General features: G+C 38.9%; 23 protein-coding genes and 1 pseudogene. 22 read left to right on the top strand and 2 right to left on the bottom strand.

Translation table 11 applies throughout. From position 1 onward, the window contains the following. The first annotated feature begins 147 nt into the window (after positions 1–147). From ACR65F_RS17740 to ACR65F_RS17720, 5 genes are all read left to right on the top strand, one after another. Entirely contained in the window at positions 148–453 is a 306-nt protein-coding gene (locus ACR65F_RS17740) for a hypothetical protein (RefSeq protein ID WP_440505295.1), read from the top strand. Positions 454–887: 434 nt separating this feature from the next. Further along, a complete protein-coding gene (locus tag ACR65F_RS17735; protein WP_440505294.1) occupies positions 888–1,382 on the top strand; it encodes an NUDIX hydrolase in 495 nt (164 codons plus the stop codon). A gap of 93 nt (positions 1,383–1,475) precedes the next feature. Beyond that, positions 1,476–1,763 (top strand): YolC/YozM family protein, encoded by a 288-nt coding sequence (locus tag ACR65F_RS17730; RefSeq protein WP_440505293.1) that lies wholly within the window; start codon positions 1,476–1,478, stop codon positions 1,761–1,763. A 109-nt stretch (positions 1,764–1,872) separates the two neighbouring features. Next, positions 1,873–2,070, top strand: a complete 198-nt coding sequence (locus ACR65F_RS17725; RefSeq protein ID WP_440505291.1) for a hypothetical protein — start codon at positions 1,873–1,875, stop codon at positions 2,068–2,070. 431 nt (positions 2,071–2,501) lie between these two features. Continuing rightward, complete coding sequence (locus tag ACR65F_RS17720; protein ID WP_440505290.1) at positions 2,502–3,017, top strand: DUF6141 family protein; 516 nt, start codon at positions 2,502–2,504, stop codon at positions 3,015–3,017. Positions 3,018–3,114: 97 nt separating this feature from the next. On the opposite strand, the gene ACR65F_RS17715 is transcribed toward ACR65F_RS17720, so the two are convergent. Beyond that, positions 3,115–3,540 carry a hypothetical protein gene (locus ACR65F_RS17715; RefSeq protein ID WP_440505287.1) on the bottom strand — a complete coding sequence of 142 codons (426 nt, stop codon included), beginning with the start codon at positions 3,538–3,540 and terminating at the stop codon, positions 3,115–3,117. 188 nt (positions 3,541–3,728) lie between these two features. On the opposite strand from ACR65F_RS17715, the gene ACR65F_RS17710 reads away from it, so the two are divergent. The 14 genes and pseudogenes from ACR65F_RS17710 to ACR65F_RS17645 all read left to right on the top strand — a co-directional run bounded on the left by ACR65F_RS17710 (position 3,729) and on the right by ACR65F_RS17645 (position 12,921). Continuing rightward, complete coding sequence (locus ACR65F_RS17710) at positions 3,729–4,220, top strand: hypothetical protein (RefSeq protein ID WP_440505286.1); 492 nt, start codon at positions 3,729–3,731, stop codon at positions 4,218–4,220. Between the two features lie 47 nt (positions 4,221–4,267). Continuing rightward, positions 4,268–4,873, top strand: a complete 606-nt coding sequence (locus tag ACR65F_RS17705; RefSeq protein ID WP_440505285.1) for a hypothetical protein — start codon at positions 4,268–4,270, stop codon at positions 4,871–4,873. Positions 4,874–4,970: 97 nt separating this feature from the next. Next, positions 4,971–5,366 (top strand): DUF3997 domain-containing protein, encoded by a 396-nt coding sequence (locus ACR65F_RS17700; protein ID WP_440505284.1) that lies wholly within the window; start codon positions 4,971–4,973, stop codon positions 5,364–5,366. Positions 5,367–5,464: 98 nt separating this feature from the next. After that, positions 5,465–5,629, top strand: coding sequence for a hypothetical protein (locus ACR65F_RS17695; protein ID WP_440505283.1), 165 nt, complete (start codon positions 5,465–5,467; stop codon positions 5,627–5,629). Between the two features lie 5 nt (positions 5,630–5,634). Continuing rightward, complete coding sequence (locus ACR65F_RS17690; RefSeq protein WP_440505282.1) at positions 5,635–6,027, top strand: hypothetical protein; 393 nt, start codon at positions 5,635–5,637, stop codon at positions 6,025–6,027. Positions 6,028–6,336: 309 nt separating this feature from the next. Further along, positions 6,337–6,861: pseudogene (locus tag ACR65F_RS17685) on the top strand (P-loop nucleotide/nucleoside kinase family protein). A gap of 348 nt (positions 6,862–7,209) precedes the next feature. Then, positions 7,210–7,446, top strand: a complete 237-nt coding sequence (locus ACR65F_RS17680; protein ID WP_440505280.1) for a DUF3977 family protein — start codon at positions 7,210–7,212, stop codon at positions 7,444–7,446. A 113-nt stretch (positions 7,447–7,559) separates the two neighbouring features. Then, positions 7,560–7,886 (top strand): hypothetical protein, encoded by a 327-nt coding sequence (locus ACR65F_RS17675; RefSeq protein WP_440505278.1) that lies wholly within the window; start codon positions 7,560–7,562, stop codon positions 7,884–7,886. Between the two features lie 179 nt (positions 7,887–8,065). Next, positions 8,066–8,998, top strand: a complete 933-nt coding sequence (locus tag ACR65F_RS17670; RefSeq protein WP_440505276.1) for a GNAT family N-acetyltransferase — start codon at positions 8,066–8,068, stop codon at positions 8,996–8,998. Between the two features lie 397 nt (positions 8,999–9,395). After that, a complete protein-coding gene (locus ACR65F_RS17665) occupies positions 9,396–9,707 on the top strand; it encodes a DUF3784 domain-containing protein (protein WP_440505275.1) in 312 nt (103 codons plus the stop codon). Between the two features lie 277 nt (positions 9,708–9,984). Beyond that, positions 9,985–10,491 carry an RNA polymerase sigma factor gene (locus tag ACR65F_RS17660; RefSeq protein ID WP_440505273.1) on the top strand — a complete coding sequence of 169 codons (507 nt, stop codon included), beginning with the start codon at positions 9,985–9,987 and terminating at the stop codon, positions 10,489–10,491. After that, positions 10,484–11,425, top strand: a complete 942-nt coding sequence (locus tag ACR65F_RS17655) for an anti sigma factor C-terminal domain-containing protein (protein ID WP_440505271.1) — start codon at positions 10,484–10,486, stop codon at positions 11,423–11,425. The genes ACR65F_RS17660 and ACR65F_RS17655 overlap by 8 nt, the downstream gene beginning before the upstream one ends. Positions 11,426–11,648: 223 nt before the next feature. Then, complete coding sequence (locus ACR65F_RS17650; RefSeq protein ID WP_440505270.1) at positions 11,649–12,152, top strand: DUF2243 domain-containing protein; 504 nt, start codon at positions 11,649–11,651, stop codon at positions 12,150–12,152. After that, on the top strand, positions 12,142–12,921 hold the full coding sequence (locus tag ACR65F_RS17645) for a cytochrome c oxidase assembly protein (protein ID WP_440505269.1): 780 nt from the start codon (positions 12,142–12,144) through the stop codon (positions 12,919–12,921). The genes ACR65F_RS17650 and ACR65F_RS17645 overlap by 11 nt, the downstream gene beginning before the upstream one ends. A gap of 371 nt (positions 12,922–13,292) precedes the next feature. Here the strand turns inward: ACR65F_RS17645 and ACR65F_RS17640 are convergent, their stop codons facing one another. Continuing rightward, entirely contained in the window at positions 13,293–14,660 is a 1,368-nt protein-coding gene (locus ACR65F_RS17640; protein ID WP_440505267.1) for an aspartate kinase, read from the bottom strand. Between the two features lie 157 nt (positions 14,661–14,817). Between ACR65F_RS17640 and ACR65F_RS17635 the strand changes: the two genes are divergently transcribed. From ACR65F_RS17635 to thrB, 3 genes are read left to right on the top strand one after another with little or no spacing between them, the layout of a single operon-like run. Continuing rightward, the gene (locus tag ACR65F_RS17635) at positions 14,818–16,110 is read left to right on the top strand and encodes a homoserine dehydrogenase (protein ID WP_440505266.1); all 1,293 of its coding nucleotides are present in this window, start codon (positions 14,818–14,820) and stop codon (positions 16,108–16,110) included. A gap of 3 nt (positions 16,111–16,113) precedes the next feature. Further along, positions 16,114–17,172: a threonine synthase gene (thrC, locus tag ACR65F_RS17630; protein ID WP_440505265.1), complete on the top strand. Its 1,059-nt coding sequence runs from the start codon at positions 16,114–16,116 to the stop codon at positions 17,170–17,172. Beyond that, entirely contained in the window at positions 17,173–18,069 is an 897-nt protein-coding gene (thrB, locus tag ACR65F_RS17625; RefSeq protein WP_440505263.1) for a homoserine kinase, read from the top strand. Positions 18,070–18,174: the final 105 nt, after the last annotated feature.

The following is an 18,174-nucleotide window of genomic DNA, read 5'->3' as shown; positions in this document are numbered from 1 at the left end:
TGGGAAACTAGCACGTTCGGTGTGGAGCAGGGGAAAAGCTGGAGATAACATCAAATGCTTACCTATTGCCAACGATTCTGAAACAAACTGGTTTGGTTATCCGTATAACAGCTATAAGAAATTCCTATTCAACTTGGGGGTGCCGAAATGGTAGCTGAAGTAATTCTAACCATTGTTTTTGCGATTGCACTTTATGCGTTTTTGATTTGGGCTTATAACTCTCCAGAAGAAGTTCTTGAACTCCGAAGAAGGGAGTATCAGGAAAACGAGTTTTCTCCGCGCGTTCTGCGCTATATTAAAACTTCATCTATGTTCACAATGGTTGCAGCTCCCTTTGTTCTGGGAACATTGCTTTTCAAGCCAGATATCTTCGGTATAATTTTGATGCTATTTATCTTTGCTGTCGTGATTATTGTTGCTGTTATAATGCTCAAAGCGGAGCGCCAATCTTAATTGAATTTCACAAACGGGCGCAATTCTTGAATAGGGATTTGCGCCTCGTATTGAAGAAACGGGCCAGATTCTAAAAGACGGAAAAGGTGAATGTCATATTAAAGTTATTATTATTCCCAATCTTGGTATTTATACTGATCTTATTTGATGCTTTAAACACTTCAAATTTACTCTTGCTTACAGTGGCATTTCTTATTTTCTTCTACGCTACTGAGTTTTTACTGAAAGGTAAAAACGATATTTTTAAGGTTAGAAGTAAAAATTTGAATATAGTCATTTTTATAGTGTTTCTTATTTCAATTCTGTTTGCTTTTTACTACGTATGGTTTAAATAATGATTTTGAAATTACACAATCGGGGGCAATTCTGGAATAGGGATCTGCGTCCACTATTGAAGAATAGGGCCAAATAATTGAATCAAAACTGGAGGAAAAATGTATAAACAAACACTGTGCTTTGTTCGAAGAAATGATGAATTACTAATGTTGAATCGGGAAAATAAACCAACACAAGGACTTTGGAATGGTGTCGGTGGAAAGATCGATGAAAACGAAACACCTATGGAATGTATTATTCGTGAGGTTAAAGAAGAAACAAACATCGACATTAGCACCTATGATGTAATTAAAAAGGGAGTTATTTCGTGGGAAGTGGATGATTCTTACGTTGGTGGGCTTTATGTTTATTTGGTTGATATTGAGAACAATTATGATTACCAAACGCCTAAGAAAACCGACGAGGGAATCCTTGATTGGAAGAAAATCACTTGGTTATTGGAAGATAAAAATTTTGGTGTAGGAGAAATGATTCCTCACTATTTACCAAATGTTTTAAAAAATTCAGATTGTTGTAATCATTTTTGTCTGATAAGAAACAATAAATTAGTTAATTATGAAATGAAAACGTTGGAACCTATTCATTCAAAATGAAATTATTATTTACCGCAATCGGGCGCAATTCCAAAGTAGGGTTGTGCTGTAATCGAGCCATTTTGTGAGAAGTAAATGATGGAGGAGAAAAAAATGGGTGTTAAAAGAAAATTAGGAGCACTAATTTTAACAAGTGTTATTGGAATGTCTGTTGTATTTTGGTTCGTGCAAAAAGAGCCGTATAGTACAGAGCTGGTTATGGATTCATTGTGGGATAAATATGAAGTGCAAAGTACTCAAATTGGCATTACTGATCCTGTTATAACGATAGACGTATACGATAAAAATGATATACCTGAAGTTGAAAAGTATTTAAAAGCCAAATTGTCTAAAGATGATTTAGAGCACTATGAAATCGAGATATTTTCTCGGTGGTCGTGAATTATTTGGTAAGACTATAATAAACTATTTAACACAATAGGGCGCATTGACGGAATATGGTCTACAACTGATTGTATTGATAAACGTTAAGTGTTTAGGGGGAATCAATATGTCTCAAGTAAATAAAAAATCAACTTTGATAAGAGAAATAGTAATACTTGTGCCAATATTTATTGTGATTTATTTTGGTGTCATTCTTTTAAAATACCTAAGTAATGATGATTTAACTTGGTTAAGTACCTTCGTAATAATGTTTTCCATTGGAACCATAGTCTTTATATTAAACAGAGCAAAGAAAAAAGCATGAAAGAGTAATTGCTTGGTTTCTATCCATAAACGGGCGCTTTAACGGAATAAAAAAGCGTTCAAATTTGTATTAACGGTCCACTTTGCTGAACATAATCTAAGAACATGTTAAATCCAACCTTTATGAAATGGGGGTTAAAGCAGATGAAAAATATGAGTACCAAAATGTATGCATTGTTATTAGTTGTTTTAGGAATAAATACTTTGAGGTATGGAAGCTATCTTCTAGAGGATTCAACTAGCTTATATAATTGGATATTACTCTGTCTAAATCTATTGTCTTTGATATTGGGTGTTGTTTTGAGAATTAAAGAAATTCCAGTCGATTCAAAAAGCCGTTAAGTAAAGTTAATTCTTCTGCAAATGGGGCAGTTGTAGTATAGATGGACTGCTCTTTAAACGGGCCATTTTGTAGGGAAGTGAGGTATCTAGGTGGATAGACAAATTAAAGTATTGTACCGAGAAATTCAACGACCACAACAAATTTGGTTATGGATGCTGATTTTATTGGAAGCTGCCTATATGTGGTACTGGTTCATCCAGCAAATTGCTTTTGACGTGCCATTAGGTAATAATCCTGCCTCAGATGTGGTTACAATTATTTTTTGGATGCTTTTTGGAGTTACTCTCCCGGTGTTAATGCTTGGAGTATTGAAGTTAATTATTGAAGTTCGAAGTGATGGAATTTACGTGCGTTTATTCCCTTTTCAAATTCATTATAAGCAGTACCTATTTAAAGAAATTAGTAACTATGAAACTCTTACTTATAGCCCTCTCAAACGTTTTGGAGGTTGGGGAATTCGTTTTAATTCCAAGGGTGAAACGGCTTATAACTTGAATGGGAAAAAGGGAGTAGAATTAAGGTTGAAGTATAACAAAGTGGTAATCGGTACTCAAAAACCAGATGAATTAAAAAAGGCAATAGATTCAGTACACAAAGTACAATAAAGATTTTTCATTTCGTCAATCGGGGGCGATTCTTGTATAAGAAATCTGCAATCTATTCATTAATAGGGCCATTTTGATGACACTCATCGATTAATTTCTATTGTTTGTATAAAATAAACGATTCGACTTTACCATCCCATTTAACAGTTACTTTAACTATTTCTACTTTAGAAAATAAGTTAATATTACCTCCCTTACCTGTACTTTTATGGGTTCCTTTTTCGCCAATAGGAGAATTAGTTCCACTACTACCTGCTAAACGACTTGTGGATGAAAGTCCTCCAGCAGTTGTTTCAAAGCTACATGAAACTGGTCCTGTGGAATCAATATCTTGCCCTTTATATTTTAAAATCCCCTCCTGGATGACTACACCGTTTAAGACTTCAGTTGTAAATGCACCAGACCAATTTTCACTTTCACCATGATAAGTTAGCACTTTGGAGGACTTTATTTCTTGGGCAGAAACAGTGAAGCCCAAAATTAATAAAAAGCATAAAGCAAGTAATGGATATAGTTTTTTCATGATCACAACCTCCCTTTTAATATTTATATTATTTAGGAATGATTAACTAATACCTGCCAAATATTTCGTTTCGGATAGATGAAAAATGAAATGTTTCCAATAAATTAATCTTCTGCAAAAGGGTGCTTGATTGCTTAACAAATTTTATGCCATTAACGGGACATAAAAAGGAAAGGGAGATGAAAGTTATGAATATAGGATCTATAACATCTCAACAAACAGCGTCATTTCATTCGAATAAAGCTAGTGTGAATACTGAAAGTAAACCTGAGTTTTCTATTAATCATGCAGTAGAAGATAATCAAACGTCTAGCTCTGCACAAAAAAAATCATTTGCTTTTAACGAGGACATTTCTAATAAATATGACGTTAGAAATGCTACTTTTGATGAAATTGTTGAAATGTCAAATGAACTGTATGAGGCAGGAGAAATATCATTTAAAGAGCACGTTGTTCTAACATTTGATTTTGGACGTGCTACTAACAATTTAAAACAGAATGCACCAGGATATATTACGAGTAGTTTTGATATGTATGAAACATCTTCCAATAGTAATGGACAAAGAGATTGGATTGCAGAATTTGGTGCAAGGGCATCTAAAGATTTTATGTTTGGTAATTTAATTGGTCATCAACACAATATGAAAGTTATTGACATCTTGGAACGATTTTCGCGTTGATAAATAAAGAATAGTTTTATCTCTTTTTCATTTGGCTTTCATTTTCATTGTTTGAAAAGACGTATTTGGAGGAGGAACTGGACATAAATATAGCGGATTTCAGGGAAAACCTATCTACTGTCAACGAGGTTATTTACTTTGATAAAAGTGAGTACCTTCGTGAAAAAACCTCTAATCCTTTAATAATAAACCATGTAATTAGACAGGCAGAGGGCTTATTAAAGGACGGTAATAAAAACAATAAGCTTTTTCTTTATGGAACTTTATGGAATTTATACAGAATAAATGGGCTGCCCCAAAAAGCAATACATTGTTTAACTTATTGTCTTACTCAAGCATTAGAAGAAAGAAATCCTACAAGGGAAATCGTCTCATTAATTCGTCTTGGTGAAGCTCTTAAATACGATAGAAATCATAAAAAAGCATTGGATCATTTTAATAAGGCTTTAGGAATGTGTGAAGCCCACAAGATTGACGAATACCGGGATTTTGTATTGCAACACAAAGGTAAATGTCTAATGGAACTAGCAAATTTAAATGAAGCTGAAGATTGCTTTCAAAAAGCATTGACACTAAGAAAACAAAAAGGAAATCACTCCTTAATTGACTCAACTGAACAAGCAATTGTCTTAGTCAGAGAAATGCAAAGATAAATAGGTGCAAGAGGTGTGTGTATTCAACCAATCGGGGGCTTTTTTGTAACACAACTATGTCGCAATAGGGCCATTTAACCGATGAAATGAGGATTATATGATTAGAAAAAAATATCTTTTATGTTTGCTAATTGTCAGTGTAATGTTTTCTGGTGGATGTGCTGGAGCATCGGATTACGATATAGATTTACCAGGCAACTATTCAGTTCTTAGAACATCTGCTCACGAAGTAACGATAGCTCCTAAAACTAGTGAAACCGGTTGGGGTGCTAACGTGGTTCCCGCTGAAGTTACTGAAGTCGGATGGAATGATGAATATATCATTGCAAAACAAGTTAAAGGTGAAAAAAACCATAGTTTTTGGATTATCCAAATAGATAATGGGAAAATAACAGGTCCATTAAATAAATCAAATTTAATTGATAAAAAAGAAGAATATGGAATACCTAGTGGTCTCACGTTGAAAAAAGTGCAGGAATTAATAAATAACTAAAGCGTTCATTTGCAAAAGGAAATGCACCTGTTACTGAGTGCATTTCAACTAATGGGGGCAATTCTGAAATAAAGTTATGCCGTTAAAGGGCCAAATGGATGAGTAAAAAAATGAAGTTGTTCAAAGTGTCATTTATTGGTTTTATGTTGCTTCTTACTGGGGGATTACTCGCTGCCCGTTCAAATGCTGACGTAAGTGATCCCAATCTAGGTATTGTCGAAAAAGTCATTAAGCTTCAGTTCAACGGTCCTGATAAAAGATGATGGATTTGCTTGATAATCCTGATAACACAAAGATTGTGGATGGTAAGCAGGTCAATGAGAAGTTCGATAAGTACATCACAGAAATATATGGAGATTATTTTACAGAAGATTATCTAGTCCCATTTCTTCAAATACAAGGGCTAAGATATCCTACTGCGGCAGCATTTTCAGGTTACGAATTAAGTTTGAAAGACACAGTCGTTAAACAACCTGAAAAGGATTCCAACAGATATAAATTCACTGCAACTGTCGGTTATACAAAAGATGGTGAGAAAGAAAGGACAGCAGATGTATCGGGAGTTGTTCTGTTCTCTACTAAGGAGAATGGTAAAATTGGCAAGTTTGAATATGGTGAAGAGAACGGACTATCTAAAGAATTATTCTCTTCAGCCAAATAAAAATCTTCTTCAAACGGGCCATTTTATATTTTATTGATGGAGGTGGATTTATTGCTGGTTGCTATTATCACTTCAACAGTATGCTTGTTAATAGGTGTAGTTACTTTCACAATTGCTTTAGTAAAAACAAATAAAAAAACTGTAAATTCAAAATGAATACCATCTCACTTTTATTGTGAATTTTTTTAAAACGAACGGATGCTTTAATTTAAAAGTGTTATAACGCAAACGGGACATTAAACGGTAAAAGGAGTATTTCTCTAACGGGTAGTTTAGTGTAAAAATCAAAAGGAAAGTTAGGTGTTAAACATGTTTTTTGTTCAAATGTCTGGCTTCCCTGGCTCTGGAAAATCAACGTTATCCCGACAAATTGGTAAGAGAACAGGAGCAGTCATAATAGATCATGACATTGTAAAATCTGCTTTATTAAATTCAATAGAGGATATTCCAATTGATATTAATATCGCTGGTAGCATTTCATACAATATTGATTGGTCTTTAATTGAATTTCACTTATCACAAGGGCAAAGTGTAGTATTTGATAGTCCCTGCCTTTATCAGGAAATGGTTGATAAATGAATAGATTTGTCTAAAAAATATAATGTGAAATACAAATATGTTGAGTGCTACCTTAACGATTTTCATGAGGTTAATTATAGATTAATAAATCGAGATAGAATGGTTAGTCAAATAAGAGAGATAAGTTCTGAAGCGGTTTTTAAAAGCACCATAGAAAATAGCAAAAGACCAACTGGTTATCAGTGCCTAGTTGTGGATACTGGAGAGCCCCCAGAAAGTTATATTAATAATGTAATAAATTACATAAACGAATGAGTAATAAATTCATTCTTAATGAAGATATCGGAGGGCTATTCCTTTATAAGCAATTTCGTCTATATCGCAATCAGTAAGGAGCAGAGCAATGGATTTGTGGGTTATGATTAAAGAGCGTTCTGCTTTCTTACCATTTTTTCTTATCATAATTTTACTGAGTGTTTTCTTGTTGGTAGCTACTTGGAAAAAACGCACTAACATATCTAAAAGTTTAACCGTAATGATATTTATAATCTCATTTGGCTATAACTCATGAATTGACATTGTTAAGCAAATAGATGCATTTAATGAATAGGGGCGGGGCTACATTCGTGCCATTTTGAAGAGAAGATGAAGAGAGTTGATTCTTTGAAGTTTGTTGAATTTGGGATAGGTAATACGTGGTTGGTTAGGACTGAAACAGAGTTAGCAGATGGAACAGAATATAAGGAAAAAGGAATAGTTGGACCAACAAAGTTTCATTCTCTCTACTTGAGGATCTGGATTGGTAAAACGATTTTGATTATAGACTCAAGAGAGGGATTTAAATGGAGTAAAAAAACACGAAAAACGATTAAATTAATTTTAGGTTTGGCTGGTACTTAAATTACAAGTCAAGCAATCGGAATCGGGGGCAGTAATGTAATAATAGCTAAGCTTAATGCATTAAAATATTACTGAATATTTGGTTTTTAATTATATTAAGGGGGATTTGATTAATGCTGATAATTTTTATAGGGGTTTTGTTAGTTCCATTTTTCATATTTACTTTGTCTACGAATATTAAATTTTTTAAAAGTGAGGGTTCTAAGAGTGACTTAGCACAAAATATAGTAGCTAAATCTTCTAAAATCGCACTTCCAATTTTTCCGGTTGGTTGGCTGATACTTGAGATTTATCATCGCATCATTGCAAATATATCTTATGAGTCATATAGAGATAGTATGGTGGTATTAGTGCTGCTTTTATTTACTGTGTACGGGTTTTCAATTCAGTTTTATAAAAAGAAAGATGAATTTGAAAGCCAAGGATTACTCAAAGAATAGTATTCCATAAATGGGGGCAATTCTTAAAGAAGAATTTGCACCCTTTTCAGTCATAGGGCCAGTTAAACGCAATAGTTAGGGAGTTTGCTGATATATAAACACCTCTATTGACACACTAATTCGGTGCTATAGAAAAAGACAGATTGAAGAATTAGATTAACGAGAGGGTGCAATAGAAAATGGTTTTTAAAATTATCCCGTTGTCATCTAGCGACTTCACCGAGAACTCAAACAAACTAAGTTCCGAAATAATTAATGAAAACACCCTTAAGTTTCATGAAAAAAAGGCTTCTGAAGATACAATTATGCACAGAGTAGGGATTGCCACAGCAGATGGAAAAATAGTTGGCTTTGGAATGGGAGTGTCTGGGTCTTGGGATCCTATTCTGTTACCTGGCCATTTTGATATTTCGATTCGAGTTGATAAGAATTGGATAAATCAAGGGCTTGGGAGTATGTTATTTGAAAAAGTGACACGATTTGCAAAAAACAATGGTGGAACCGTGGTGCAATGCGGTATAAGGGAAACAGAGCAAACAAATATTGCATGGTTGGAAGAAAAGGGCTTTACTAAAGTATTTCATACCTTCGAATCGCAACTAGATTTATCAACGTTTAATATAGATCATTATAAAAGTATTTTTGAGGATGTCGAATGGAGTGGTGTAGAGTTCAAATCCTTTGCCGAGTATCCCCAAGACGATAAATGGTTGCAACGTTTTTTCGATTTTTGGTGGGAGTTGGCTATGGATGCTCCCGGAATGGAAGGGAAAACCAGACCGGATTTTGAGGTCCTAAAGAATCAATTCCAGGGGATTGACAGGGAAGGATTCATCTTGGCTATTGAAGAGGACAAATGGATTGCAATGTCGATGATTATCAATGAGTCCAATGAAATCTTTTATAATTCATTAACAGGTGTCCAACGGGGGTATCGAGGAAAAGGAATTGCACTTGCTGTGAAGCTTAAGGCCATTGGTTATGCCAAACAAAAAGGCGCAAAGCTTGTTCGAACACATAATGACTCAAATAATATTCCAATGCTAAATATTAACCAAAAGTTAGGATATGAAAAACAAACTGGAATTTATTTTTTTGAAAAGCAAATTTAAACAATTACAATTTTTTTGTTTATAAGCTGTTATGCAAACGAGGACAGTTCATTTGAACGTAATACTGGAGAACGTATACCAACTCTCAGGCGTGGTTTTACTGATCTGTGGCATTTACTATTATTTTATTTCAAAAAGATCAAGAGAGAAAGAAAACTGACTAAAGTTGAACTTTTCTTCTACGTAGTAACTCGTATTGCATTTTTATTGTTTGCTGTTAGTTCTTTAATAAAGTTTCTAGATAATAGTTATTAAAGAAAAGGGAGCAATTCTGAAATAAGGATTATGCCGTTAAAAGGCCATTTTATTGATTAACAATAGCTTTAAAGTGAGTTTTAGTCTTTTGGGTTAGCCAGCAACTTTAGCTAAATATGAAGGAAGGCTAGGTGTTCTATGTATGGATATAGGTCCAGTAATAGCTTGTCTTTTTACTAGTGCCCTGCTTTTCTTATTTAGTTACTTGATATGGAAAAAACAAGAATTCACTCTCATTGCAGGCTTCAATGAGAACACTTTTCGGGGAGATAAAAATAAGTTAGCTAATTCCGTAGGTTTTTTCCTTATGACTAGTGGGGTACTTATTCTTATTTTGCCGTTTGGTATTGGAGTAGTAGGATTAATTGCAGGACAAGTGATTTCTATTTTGATTATATTAGGCATTGTTATACTCGTATTTTACATTAATCGACTAAGTAAATCGGTTGCATAATTATGTTTACCGCAATAGGGGGTAATTGTCGTAAAACTAAAATATGTCTTTTCTAAAACAAGTGGGCCACTTTGCAAGTTATTGAATGGATATTTTGGGCTAATGTTATAAAATGATGTGCTATTCTTCGATAAGGAGAGTAGCTCTTTTTATTTCAATGAATGATTTTCAAAAAAAACTAAAAAGGAATCAGTTCAGAAAAAAATTTCACTTTAGTTGTAAACTTTTTTAAGGCAATAGACTCTTTATTAGTGAAGGGCGTTAGAGAGGAGGAGCTATGGATTCACAGTTTTTGTTGGAACTCTATAATGAACAGGCAAAAATGATTTATTTTTATTTAAAGAAGAATGGTTGCAGCCATGAAGATGCGGAAGATATTGTTCAAGAAAGTTATATGAAATATATCGCTTATAGCAGTGGAGTTCCAACCGACAAAGCCCTCTCCTATATTTTCACTATTGCTTTGAATGAATTCAGAAAGAAGTTGAAGAAAAGAGGAAAAGAACATGTGATTGTGGTTGATGATCTTCATTTCTGGAGCAACTTTGCGAATGACCAAGACACGGAGTCTAGTGTATTGGATATAGAAATGAAAAAGGAAATCACCCGTACATTGGAGCACATGAAGGAAGTCTATAGACAACTGCTTGTTTTAAAATACGAGCTGGAGCTTAGTTACCAAGAAATTGCTCTTTTATTAGGAATGAAAATAGAAACAGTGAGAACTTATTTATTTCGGGCAAGAAAAGAATTTCAAGAAATGTGGAGGACGTTACATGGATGAATTCACAGAGGATATTTTTGACGAAAAAAAGATAAAAAAGGCGATAAAAAAAGGCAAAAGAAAGACGATTTTAACGATTGTTTTCGTTTCTGTTATTGTATTTGTTAGTCTCAATATAGTTAACTTTGCCACCTATGCCTACTTTAGTCAAAAGGCGTTTAAGCAATGGGATGCATACGTCCGACTTAGTACTCCAAATGGTTATATTAGTGAAACTGTAGATACAAGAGGACTTTTAGGAGGGGAGAGCCAATATAAAGTTTCTAAGGATATGAAAATCAAGTCACTCGTGTTCGAACAAAACCAATACAAATTTGGCGTAATACCTTCTACATCAATTTCAAGAGGAGCTGGTGGCAGTATTGGGATCACTGGAGAGGATTGGCAAATTACGTATAAGGAGAATGGTTGGCGTAATCTAATGTTTTTCCATCCGAATGTTACGTATCAAAGATACAAACATGATGAAGACCTAATTAATCAAATGGGTGGAGATCGAATTTATGAAGTTGCCCTCTCTTTCGACAAGCCATACAAACAGAGTGAACTCCCTTTGTACGAACTACCAGCAATGACTTGGTTTTGGGTGAATACCTATAGCGGTAGCCAACTAGAAACATTCCAGCAAGAGTCGAAAGAAAACGATTGGTCTTCAACTTTTATTAGAGAGAATGAAGCGCTAGGTTTTTCTACAAATTCTCCTGTGTCTTCAACTATTAAATTGGATCATGAATATAAGAGTTTTTTAAATCTCTTGAAAACGAGTGTGTCTCAAGAACATAGAAAGGCCTATGACACTATGAAAAATATAAATAGTGGGGACTTGGAAATTTTAGGAATCGTCATCTATGGTACAAAAGATGAACTGGCAGCCATCATTAAGAATCCTATCATTAAGGCTTCTTCCTTAGGAGGGGTCATTGACAATTATTAACCAGTTGTTGAAACGAATATAATTAGTGGTCTATCCACATATCCATTAATCCCATCATAATTTCGCTTCCTTCCTGATAAAATTACCTATGCCGCGTGAGCTAAACATAGATGTAATCTCCGGTTTCAATTCCCGAGTACGCAGTGGATCGTCCCTACATTCCTACACGGTTTATTAGGATCTTTCCTTGGAAAGACTAAAATAAAAAAGGGGCGGGCTGCGAATGCAGGTAAAGCATGTGACGAACTGGGAAAATCGGAAGGAGTTCCGGACAAGGAATCTATGGGCGGGAATTTTATTCGGCCTGGGGTTTGTGGCATTTATGGATGAGACGGTGTTTCATCAGCTGCTACATTGGCATAAGTTTTATGATAAATCCACGGTGGCGGTGGGGCTGGTGTCGGACGGGCTGTTTCATGCATTCAGCTGGTTCGCGACAGTAGGAGGCTTATATTTGGCAGCGGATTTGAACAGGCGAGATGCGCTGTGGCATAAGATGTTCTGGGGCGGCAAGCTGATAGGGGGCGGAGCGTTCCAATTGTATGATGGGACGATACAGCATAAAGTTTTGCAGATCCATCAAATCCGCTATGATGTCGATATTATTCCGTATGATCTCGTATGGAACGGAACTGCGGTTATCATGATTGTGGCGGGTCTTCTGCTGGTGCGCTCTGCTGGAAGGGATGCGCGGGATGCCGGGCAGGTGCAACCTCATGTCACATGATTCGTTTTTCGGAGTGACGGATTGGCTATTCGGGATTCCTGCGCTTTTAGGAATCGTGCTGTACCTGTTCGGTGTCTATCGGTCCGATCGGCAGGAACGTCTCCGCAGATGGCCAAGAATCCGGATTGTCTGGTGGATAACGGGCGTGCTCCTCTCAGCGAGTGCGTTGGTCGGTCCGCTTGCTGCATTGTCGCATGAAAACTTTACGTGGCATATGGCGGGGCATTTGCTCCTCGGAATGCTCGGTCCGCTTTTATTGGCACTAGGGGCGCCAGTGACACTGTTGTTGCGGGCGCTTTCCGTTCAGAGGGCACGGCAGGCGAGCCGCTTGCTGAGGAGCCGGTTGGCCGGTTTCTATATTCACCCAATTACAGCTTCCGTGCTGAATATTGGCGGTCTCTGGCTGTTGTATACGACTGGATTGTTTGCAGCGATGCACCATCATTTGTGGCTGCATGTCCTGATCCATATCCATGTGTTTGCCGCGGGCTATCTGTTTACGGTGTCCATGCTGGCGATCGATCCGGTATCGCGTCGGTTCAGTTATGCCTACCGCACAGTTGTTTTCATTCTGGTGCTGGCGGGACATGGAATCCTTTCGAAGTTCCTCTACGCCTATCCACCGGTCGGGGTGTCGATCGAAGAAGCCCGTGCCGGAGCGATGCTGATGTATTATGGCGGGGATGCAGTCGATTTGGTAATTATTGTGTTGCTTTTCAGGGGATGGTATTTGTCGGCTGCGCCTGTCAGGCATCAGATCCTAACATAATTCAAATACGATTCAAAATTGTTTTAGAATTGTTTTTGGACTTAGTACTTTTCTTAAAAGATGCATTCGCAACAGCAACTCAACCAGTAACCGAAGTTCCTAATATGAGAGGCATAACACAAGGCGACCTTTCAGATATTTGTGGTGAGAGATTTTGTTGGCTGGTTGATTTGTTCGGTATATCGTGGCAGCTGGATTTGTCGCATTAAAATAAATTAAATAAAAACACCCGATTTTTGTACAACTCCTAAATACTTCAGAGCTGTGCAGGGCCGGGTGTTTTTATAGTGGTGATCAAGGCTTTAGCTATTATTGTGTTTTTGATTCGCAGTAACAATAAATGAAAAAAGCAATTCGTTCTATTTTATCACTCACACATGTGCAGCGGCCGTTTGAAAAAACTCCTCATACAGCGAACGGAGCACATCTGTTTCATCCTTTTTATGAACCCCGAACACAAGGCTGACCTCGGTCGATCCTTGGTTAATCATTTGAATGCTTGCGCCAGTTTTCGCAATCGCTGTTGCGGCACGGGCCGTTAACCCAGTTGTATCCCGCATACGTTCCCCAACAAGAACAACCATCGAGTAGTCGCGTCGGAAATACGCATCGTCGGCTTCAAGCTCATCTTTCACACGGTGTAAAATGCGCGCTTCTTTTTCTTCAGTTAAGAACGTATCCCGAATAATGACGGACATGTTATCAATTCCTGAAGGTGTGTGCTCGAATGGAATTTCTTCTTCCTCCAAAATCTGAAGGAGTCGTCGACCGAAGCCGATTTCCACGTTCATTAAGTATTTATCGACGAATAGTGTTGAGAATCCGTCATCCGCAGCGATTCCGACAACCGGTTGAGTACCGCACTCCCGCTCTTTCACAATCATCGTGCCACGAGCACTCGGATTATTTGTATTTTTGATGCACACCGGAATGGAGTGCAAAAACGCAGGACGCAATGCCTCGTCGTGGAATACGGTGAAGCCTGCGTATGAAAGCTCGCGCATTTCACGGTACGTCATCGTGTGGATTGCACACGGTTGGTTGACGACGGTCGGATTGGCGGAAAACACCGAATCGACATCGGTGAAGTTCTCATACAGTTCAGCCCTGGTTGCTGCAGCGAGCAGAGAACCCGTGATATCTGAACCGCCACGATTGAATGTACGGAGTGTTCCGTCTTTTGTGTAGCCAAAGAATCCCGGGAACACGACAATGCCTGATCTATTCCGTAATTCAGCAAGGAGTTCCTCACCTTCAGGAAGCGCCTGCACTCGTTGAGGACGTTCATTGACCAGCAGGCCGCCTTCTTTCGGACAGACATACGTTGCTTCCATGCCGATGGACTGCAAGTACGCAGCAATGAGTTTCGCATTGTTGTCTTCACCGGACGCTTTTAGGCTATCCATAAAAAGAATTGGATCTTCTTTGTCGAGAGAGAGTCGTTCACGCAAGTCTTTTTCAATTACAGAGTTCATCGTTCCATCTAGACCTAGCTCTTTTGCAATCTCTTCGTAGCGTGCAAGGACTTGTCGGAGTTCAGACTCTGCGTCTTGCCCTATCAGTGCTTTTTCTGCCAGGAGAATGAGCAGATCCGTCACTTTAGTGTCTTCACTGTGTCGTTTACCGGGTGCGGAAACAACAATAATTTTTCGGGATGAATCGGAAAGGATAATGTTTGCTACTTTTTTGATTTGTTGAGCCGATGCAACAGACGTTCCGCCAAATTTACAAACTTTCATTTCACCAGATCCAATCTTTAATTAATTATGACTTGTGTGATATATTGAATAACAATACCATGATAGGGTTGTCCTGTGAAGACTTTATCTTTATACTGTCTTTATGGTGAGGACAAATGTTGTTACATAGTGTACATATAGCGAGGGGAATCGTCAAATGAGAAAAGAAATCGGAATTGGCTTACTAGGTTTCGGGATTGTCGGAAGTGGCGTTGCAAAGATTTTACACAATCATCGTGATGACTTGCAGCATAAGCTCGGTGTACCTGTACGCATTAAGCGTGTGTTGATAAAAAATAAAGAAAAAGAACGGAAAACCGAATTACCGAAAGAAGCATTCACGGATCAGTTGGATGACTTGCTGAATGACGAAGCGATCGATATCATCGTCGAGGTGTTTGGTGGTACTGACGATGCGAAAACAGCTATTGAACGTTCTCTAAAAGCAGGAAAAGGCGTTGTCACAGCCAATAAAGATGTGATGGCGGTATATGGGAAAGAATTACTTGCGTTAGCAGACGAAAACAGTTGTGATCTGTTTTACGAAGCGAGTGTAGGTGGTGGAATTCCACTAATCCGTACACTTGAGGATGGCTTAGCATCTGATCGGATATCGTCACTTCTAGGCATCGTAAACGGGACAACGAATTTCATCCTCACGAAAATGAAAGAAGAAAAGAAAACATATGAAGATGCACTCGCTGAAGCAACAGCACTTGGCTATGCAGAAGCGGATCCCTCTGCGGATGTTGACGGAATTGACGCTGCGCGTAAGATGGCAATCCTCGCATCGCTTTCGTTTTCGTCTGAAGTGCACCTGGATGATGTATTCGTGCGAGGCATGAGTGTCATTGAAGATGGAGATATGGAGCTTGCAGAGCAATTCGGGTATACCATTAAGATGGCAGGATCTGCGAAGAAGGATGAAAACGGTATTGAAGTGGCGGTTGAACCTGTTTTCGTGAAAAATGAACATCCTCTTGCTTCTGTTAACAACGAGTTCAACGCTGTGTATGTTTACGGAGATGCAGTCGGGGAAACGATGTTTTATGGACCTGGTGCAGGTTCGTTGCCGACTGCAACGTCTGTCACGTCAGATATCGTAGCGGCTTGCCGCAATCTATTGCTCGGGGTGAATGGCAAACGAATTCATTCCTTCCAATATGAGCGCAAAGTGAAGTCGGATGATCAGAAGTTTGCAAGCTATTTCCATCGGATTTCCGTCCAGGATGAAGTCGGTGTGCTGTCCCGTTTGTCTTCTATATACAGCCATAACAAAGCGAGCTTAGCAACGGTGATTCAACATGCGGATCCGAAGCGCGAAGATGCGGATTTAATCTTCATTACACATGCGATATCCAGAGACCAACATTTGAAAGTCATTGAAGAATTGAAAGTGGCACCAGAAGTAAATTGCGTACTAAGCCACTATCGAGTAGAGGGGGACTGACCGATGAGACGATGGAATGGACTAATTGACGAATATCGGGAATGGCTTCCTGTAACGGAGCAAACACCCGATCTAACACTACAAGAAGGTAATACACCACTCATTCACTTGAAAAACTTATCTGAACAGTGGGGTGTGAATTTATATGTGAAAACGGAAGGTGCCAATCCGACGGGATCATTTAAAGACCGCGGGATGGTAATGGCCGTTGCAAAAGCGAAAGAAGAAGGAAAAACAACACTTATTTGTGCGTCAACAGGAAATACCTCTGCATCAGCAGCAGCATACGGTGCACGCGCAGGGATGCGTACAATTGTCGTTATTCCGGAAGGTCGGATTGCGCTTGGGAAATTAGCACAAGCGAAGATGTACGGCGCTGAAATCCTTGAAATCGAAGGAAACTTTGACGAAGCGTTGCAAATGGTACGAGAAGCTGGCGGAGGCGACATCGCCCTTGTAAATTCGGTCAATCCGTACCGGTTGGAAGGTCAAAAAACAATTGCCTTTGAAACAATTGAACAACTCGGATGCGTTCCAGACATTTTTGCGTTGCCAGTTGGAAACGCCGGCAATATTTCAGCTGCTTGGAAAGGTTTTACGGAGTACGCGGAGAAAAAAGGTGGAGACAAGCCACAATTATTAGGCGTGCAAGCAGATGGTGCAGCACCGATTGTTTACGGTCGTGTGTTTGAAGAGCCTGAGACAGTAGCGACTGCTATTCGAATCGGTAATCCAGCGAGCTGGCACTTAGCAGAAACGGCTTTGTCGGAATCAGGCGGTCATATTTTATCGGTAACAGACGAAGAGATTCTAGAAGCGTATAGCCTACTTGCTGCAACCGACGGTGTGTTTGCTGAGCCCGCTTCGTGTGCGACAATTGCAGGACTGAAAAAGCGCATAGAATCGGGAGAAATCAAGAAAGGAACAACGATTGTAGGAGTCTTGACCGGGAATGGGTTAAAAGATCCTGAAACCGCAATTCGAGTCAATGATGGGAAGCCATTCATGACACGTGCGGAATTCGAAGCATTCGCAGCTGACTTGCAAAAGGAGGCGAAGTAAATGGGCAATACTCCATTTACCGTGACTGTTCCTGCGACGACTGCAAACCTTGGGCCAGGCTTTGATAGTATAGGCATTGCGCTGTCGTTATATATGACGGTGAAAGTAGAACCTGCAGATCGATGGATGGTCGTCTATGAAGACGAAGGGATGCAGGGAATTCCAACTGATGAAGACAATCTAATCGTCCAGACTATCGGAAAAGTAGTACGTCGCGCAGGACGTGACATGATTCCATGTACACTACGCGTGAAGTCCGATATCCCTTTAGGCAAAGGATTGGGTAGTAGTGCCGCAGCGATTGCCGCAGGAATTGAAATCGCTGACCAGCTACATGATCTTAAGATGAATCAGAAAGAAAAAATGTGGTTTGGTGTCGATATCGAAGGTCATGCCGATAACGTGACAGCGGCGATTACTGGAGGCGTGACGATCTCTTTTTACGATCATACGTCATTGGAAGTCATGAAGTTCGACTCCCCTCCCATTGGAGGCGTAGTACTGGTACCTCCCGTCGAGCTGAAAACCGATCACTCCCGTAGGCTCCTCCCACATCAATTGGACCACAAAAAAGCAACTGAAGGAAGTGCAGCAAGTAGTCTTATGGCAGCAGCCCTTGCAAAGGGGGAATGGTCGCTCGTCGGACGCATGATGGATCGCGATATCTTCCATGAACCCTATCGAAAAAAGATGTTTCCTGATTTCGAGGCAGTCCGTGAAGCGAGCCACGCTCAAGGCGCATATGGCATGACACTGAGCGGCGCAGGTCCATCACTGTTTGTTGCTGTGCATTCAGGCCGTGAAGAAGAGGCAGCACGTGTACTGGGAGAGAAATTCCCTTACTATACATGTATCGCCGTCACACCTGTTGCAGAAGGTGCAACGGTAAGTAACTAATCATGAAAACAGAGGTCACATTTGCTTTATGAACTGCTCCCTGTCAAGTAGACAGTGGAAATAATAAAAAATCGTTAAGCGGCTTGAGCTCTGAATTCTAAAGGG

The sequence above is a fragment of the Sporosarcina sp. SAFN-010 genome (genome assembly GCF_059415065.1).
The sequence above is the reverse complement of the archived record's forward strand: the minus strand, read 5'-3'. Positions and strand labels throughout refer to the sequence as shown.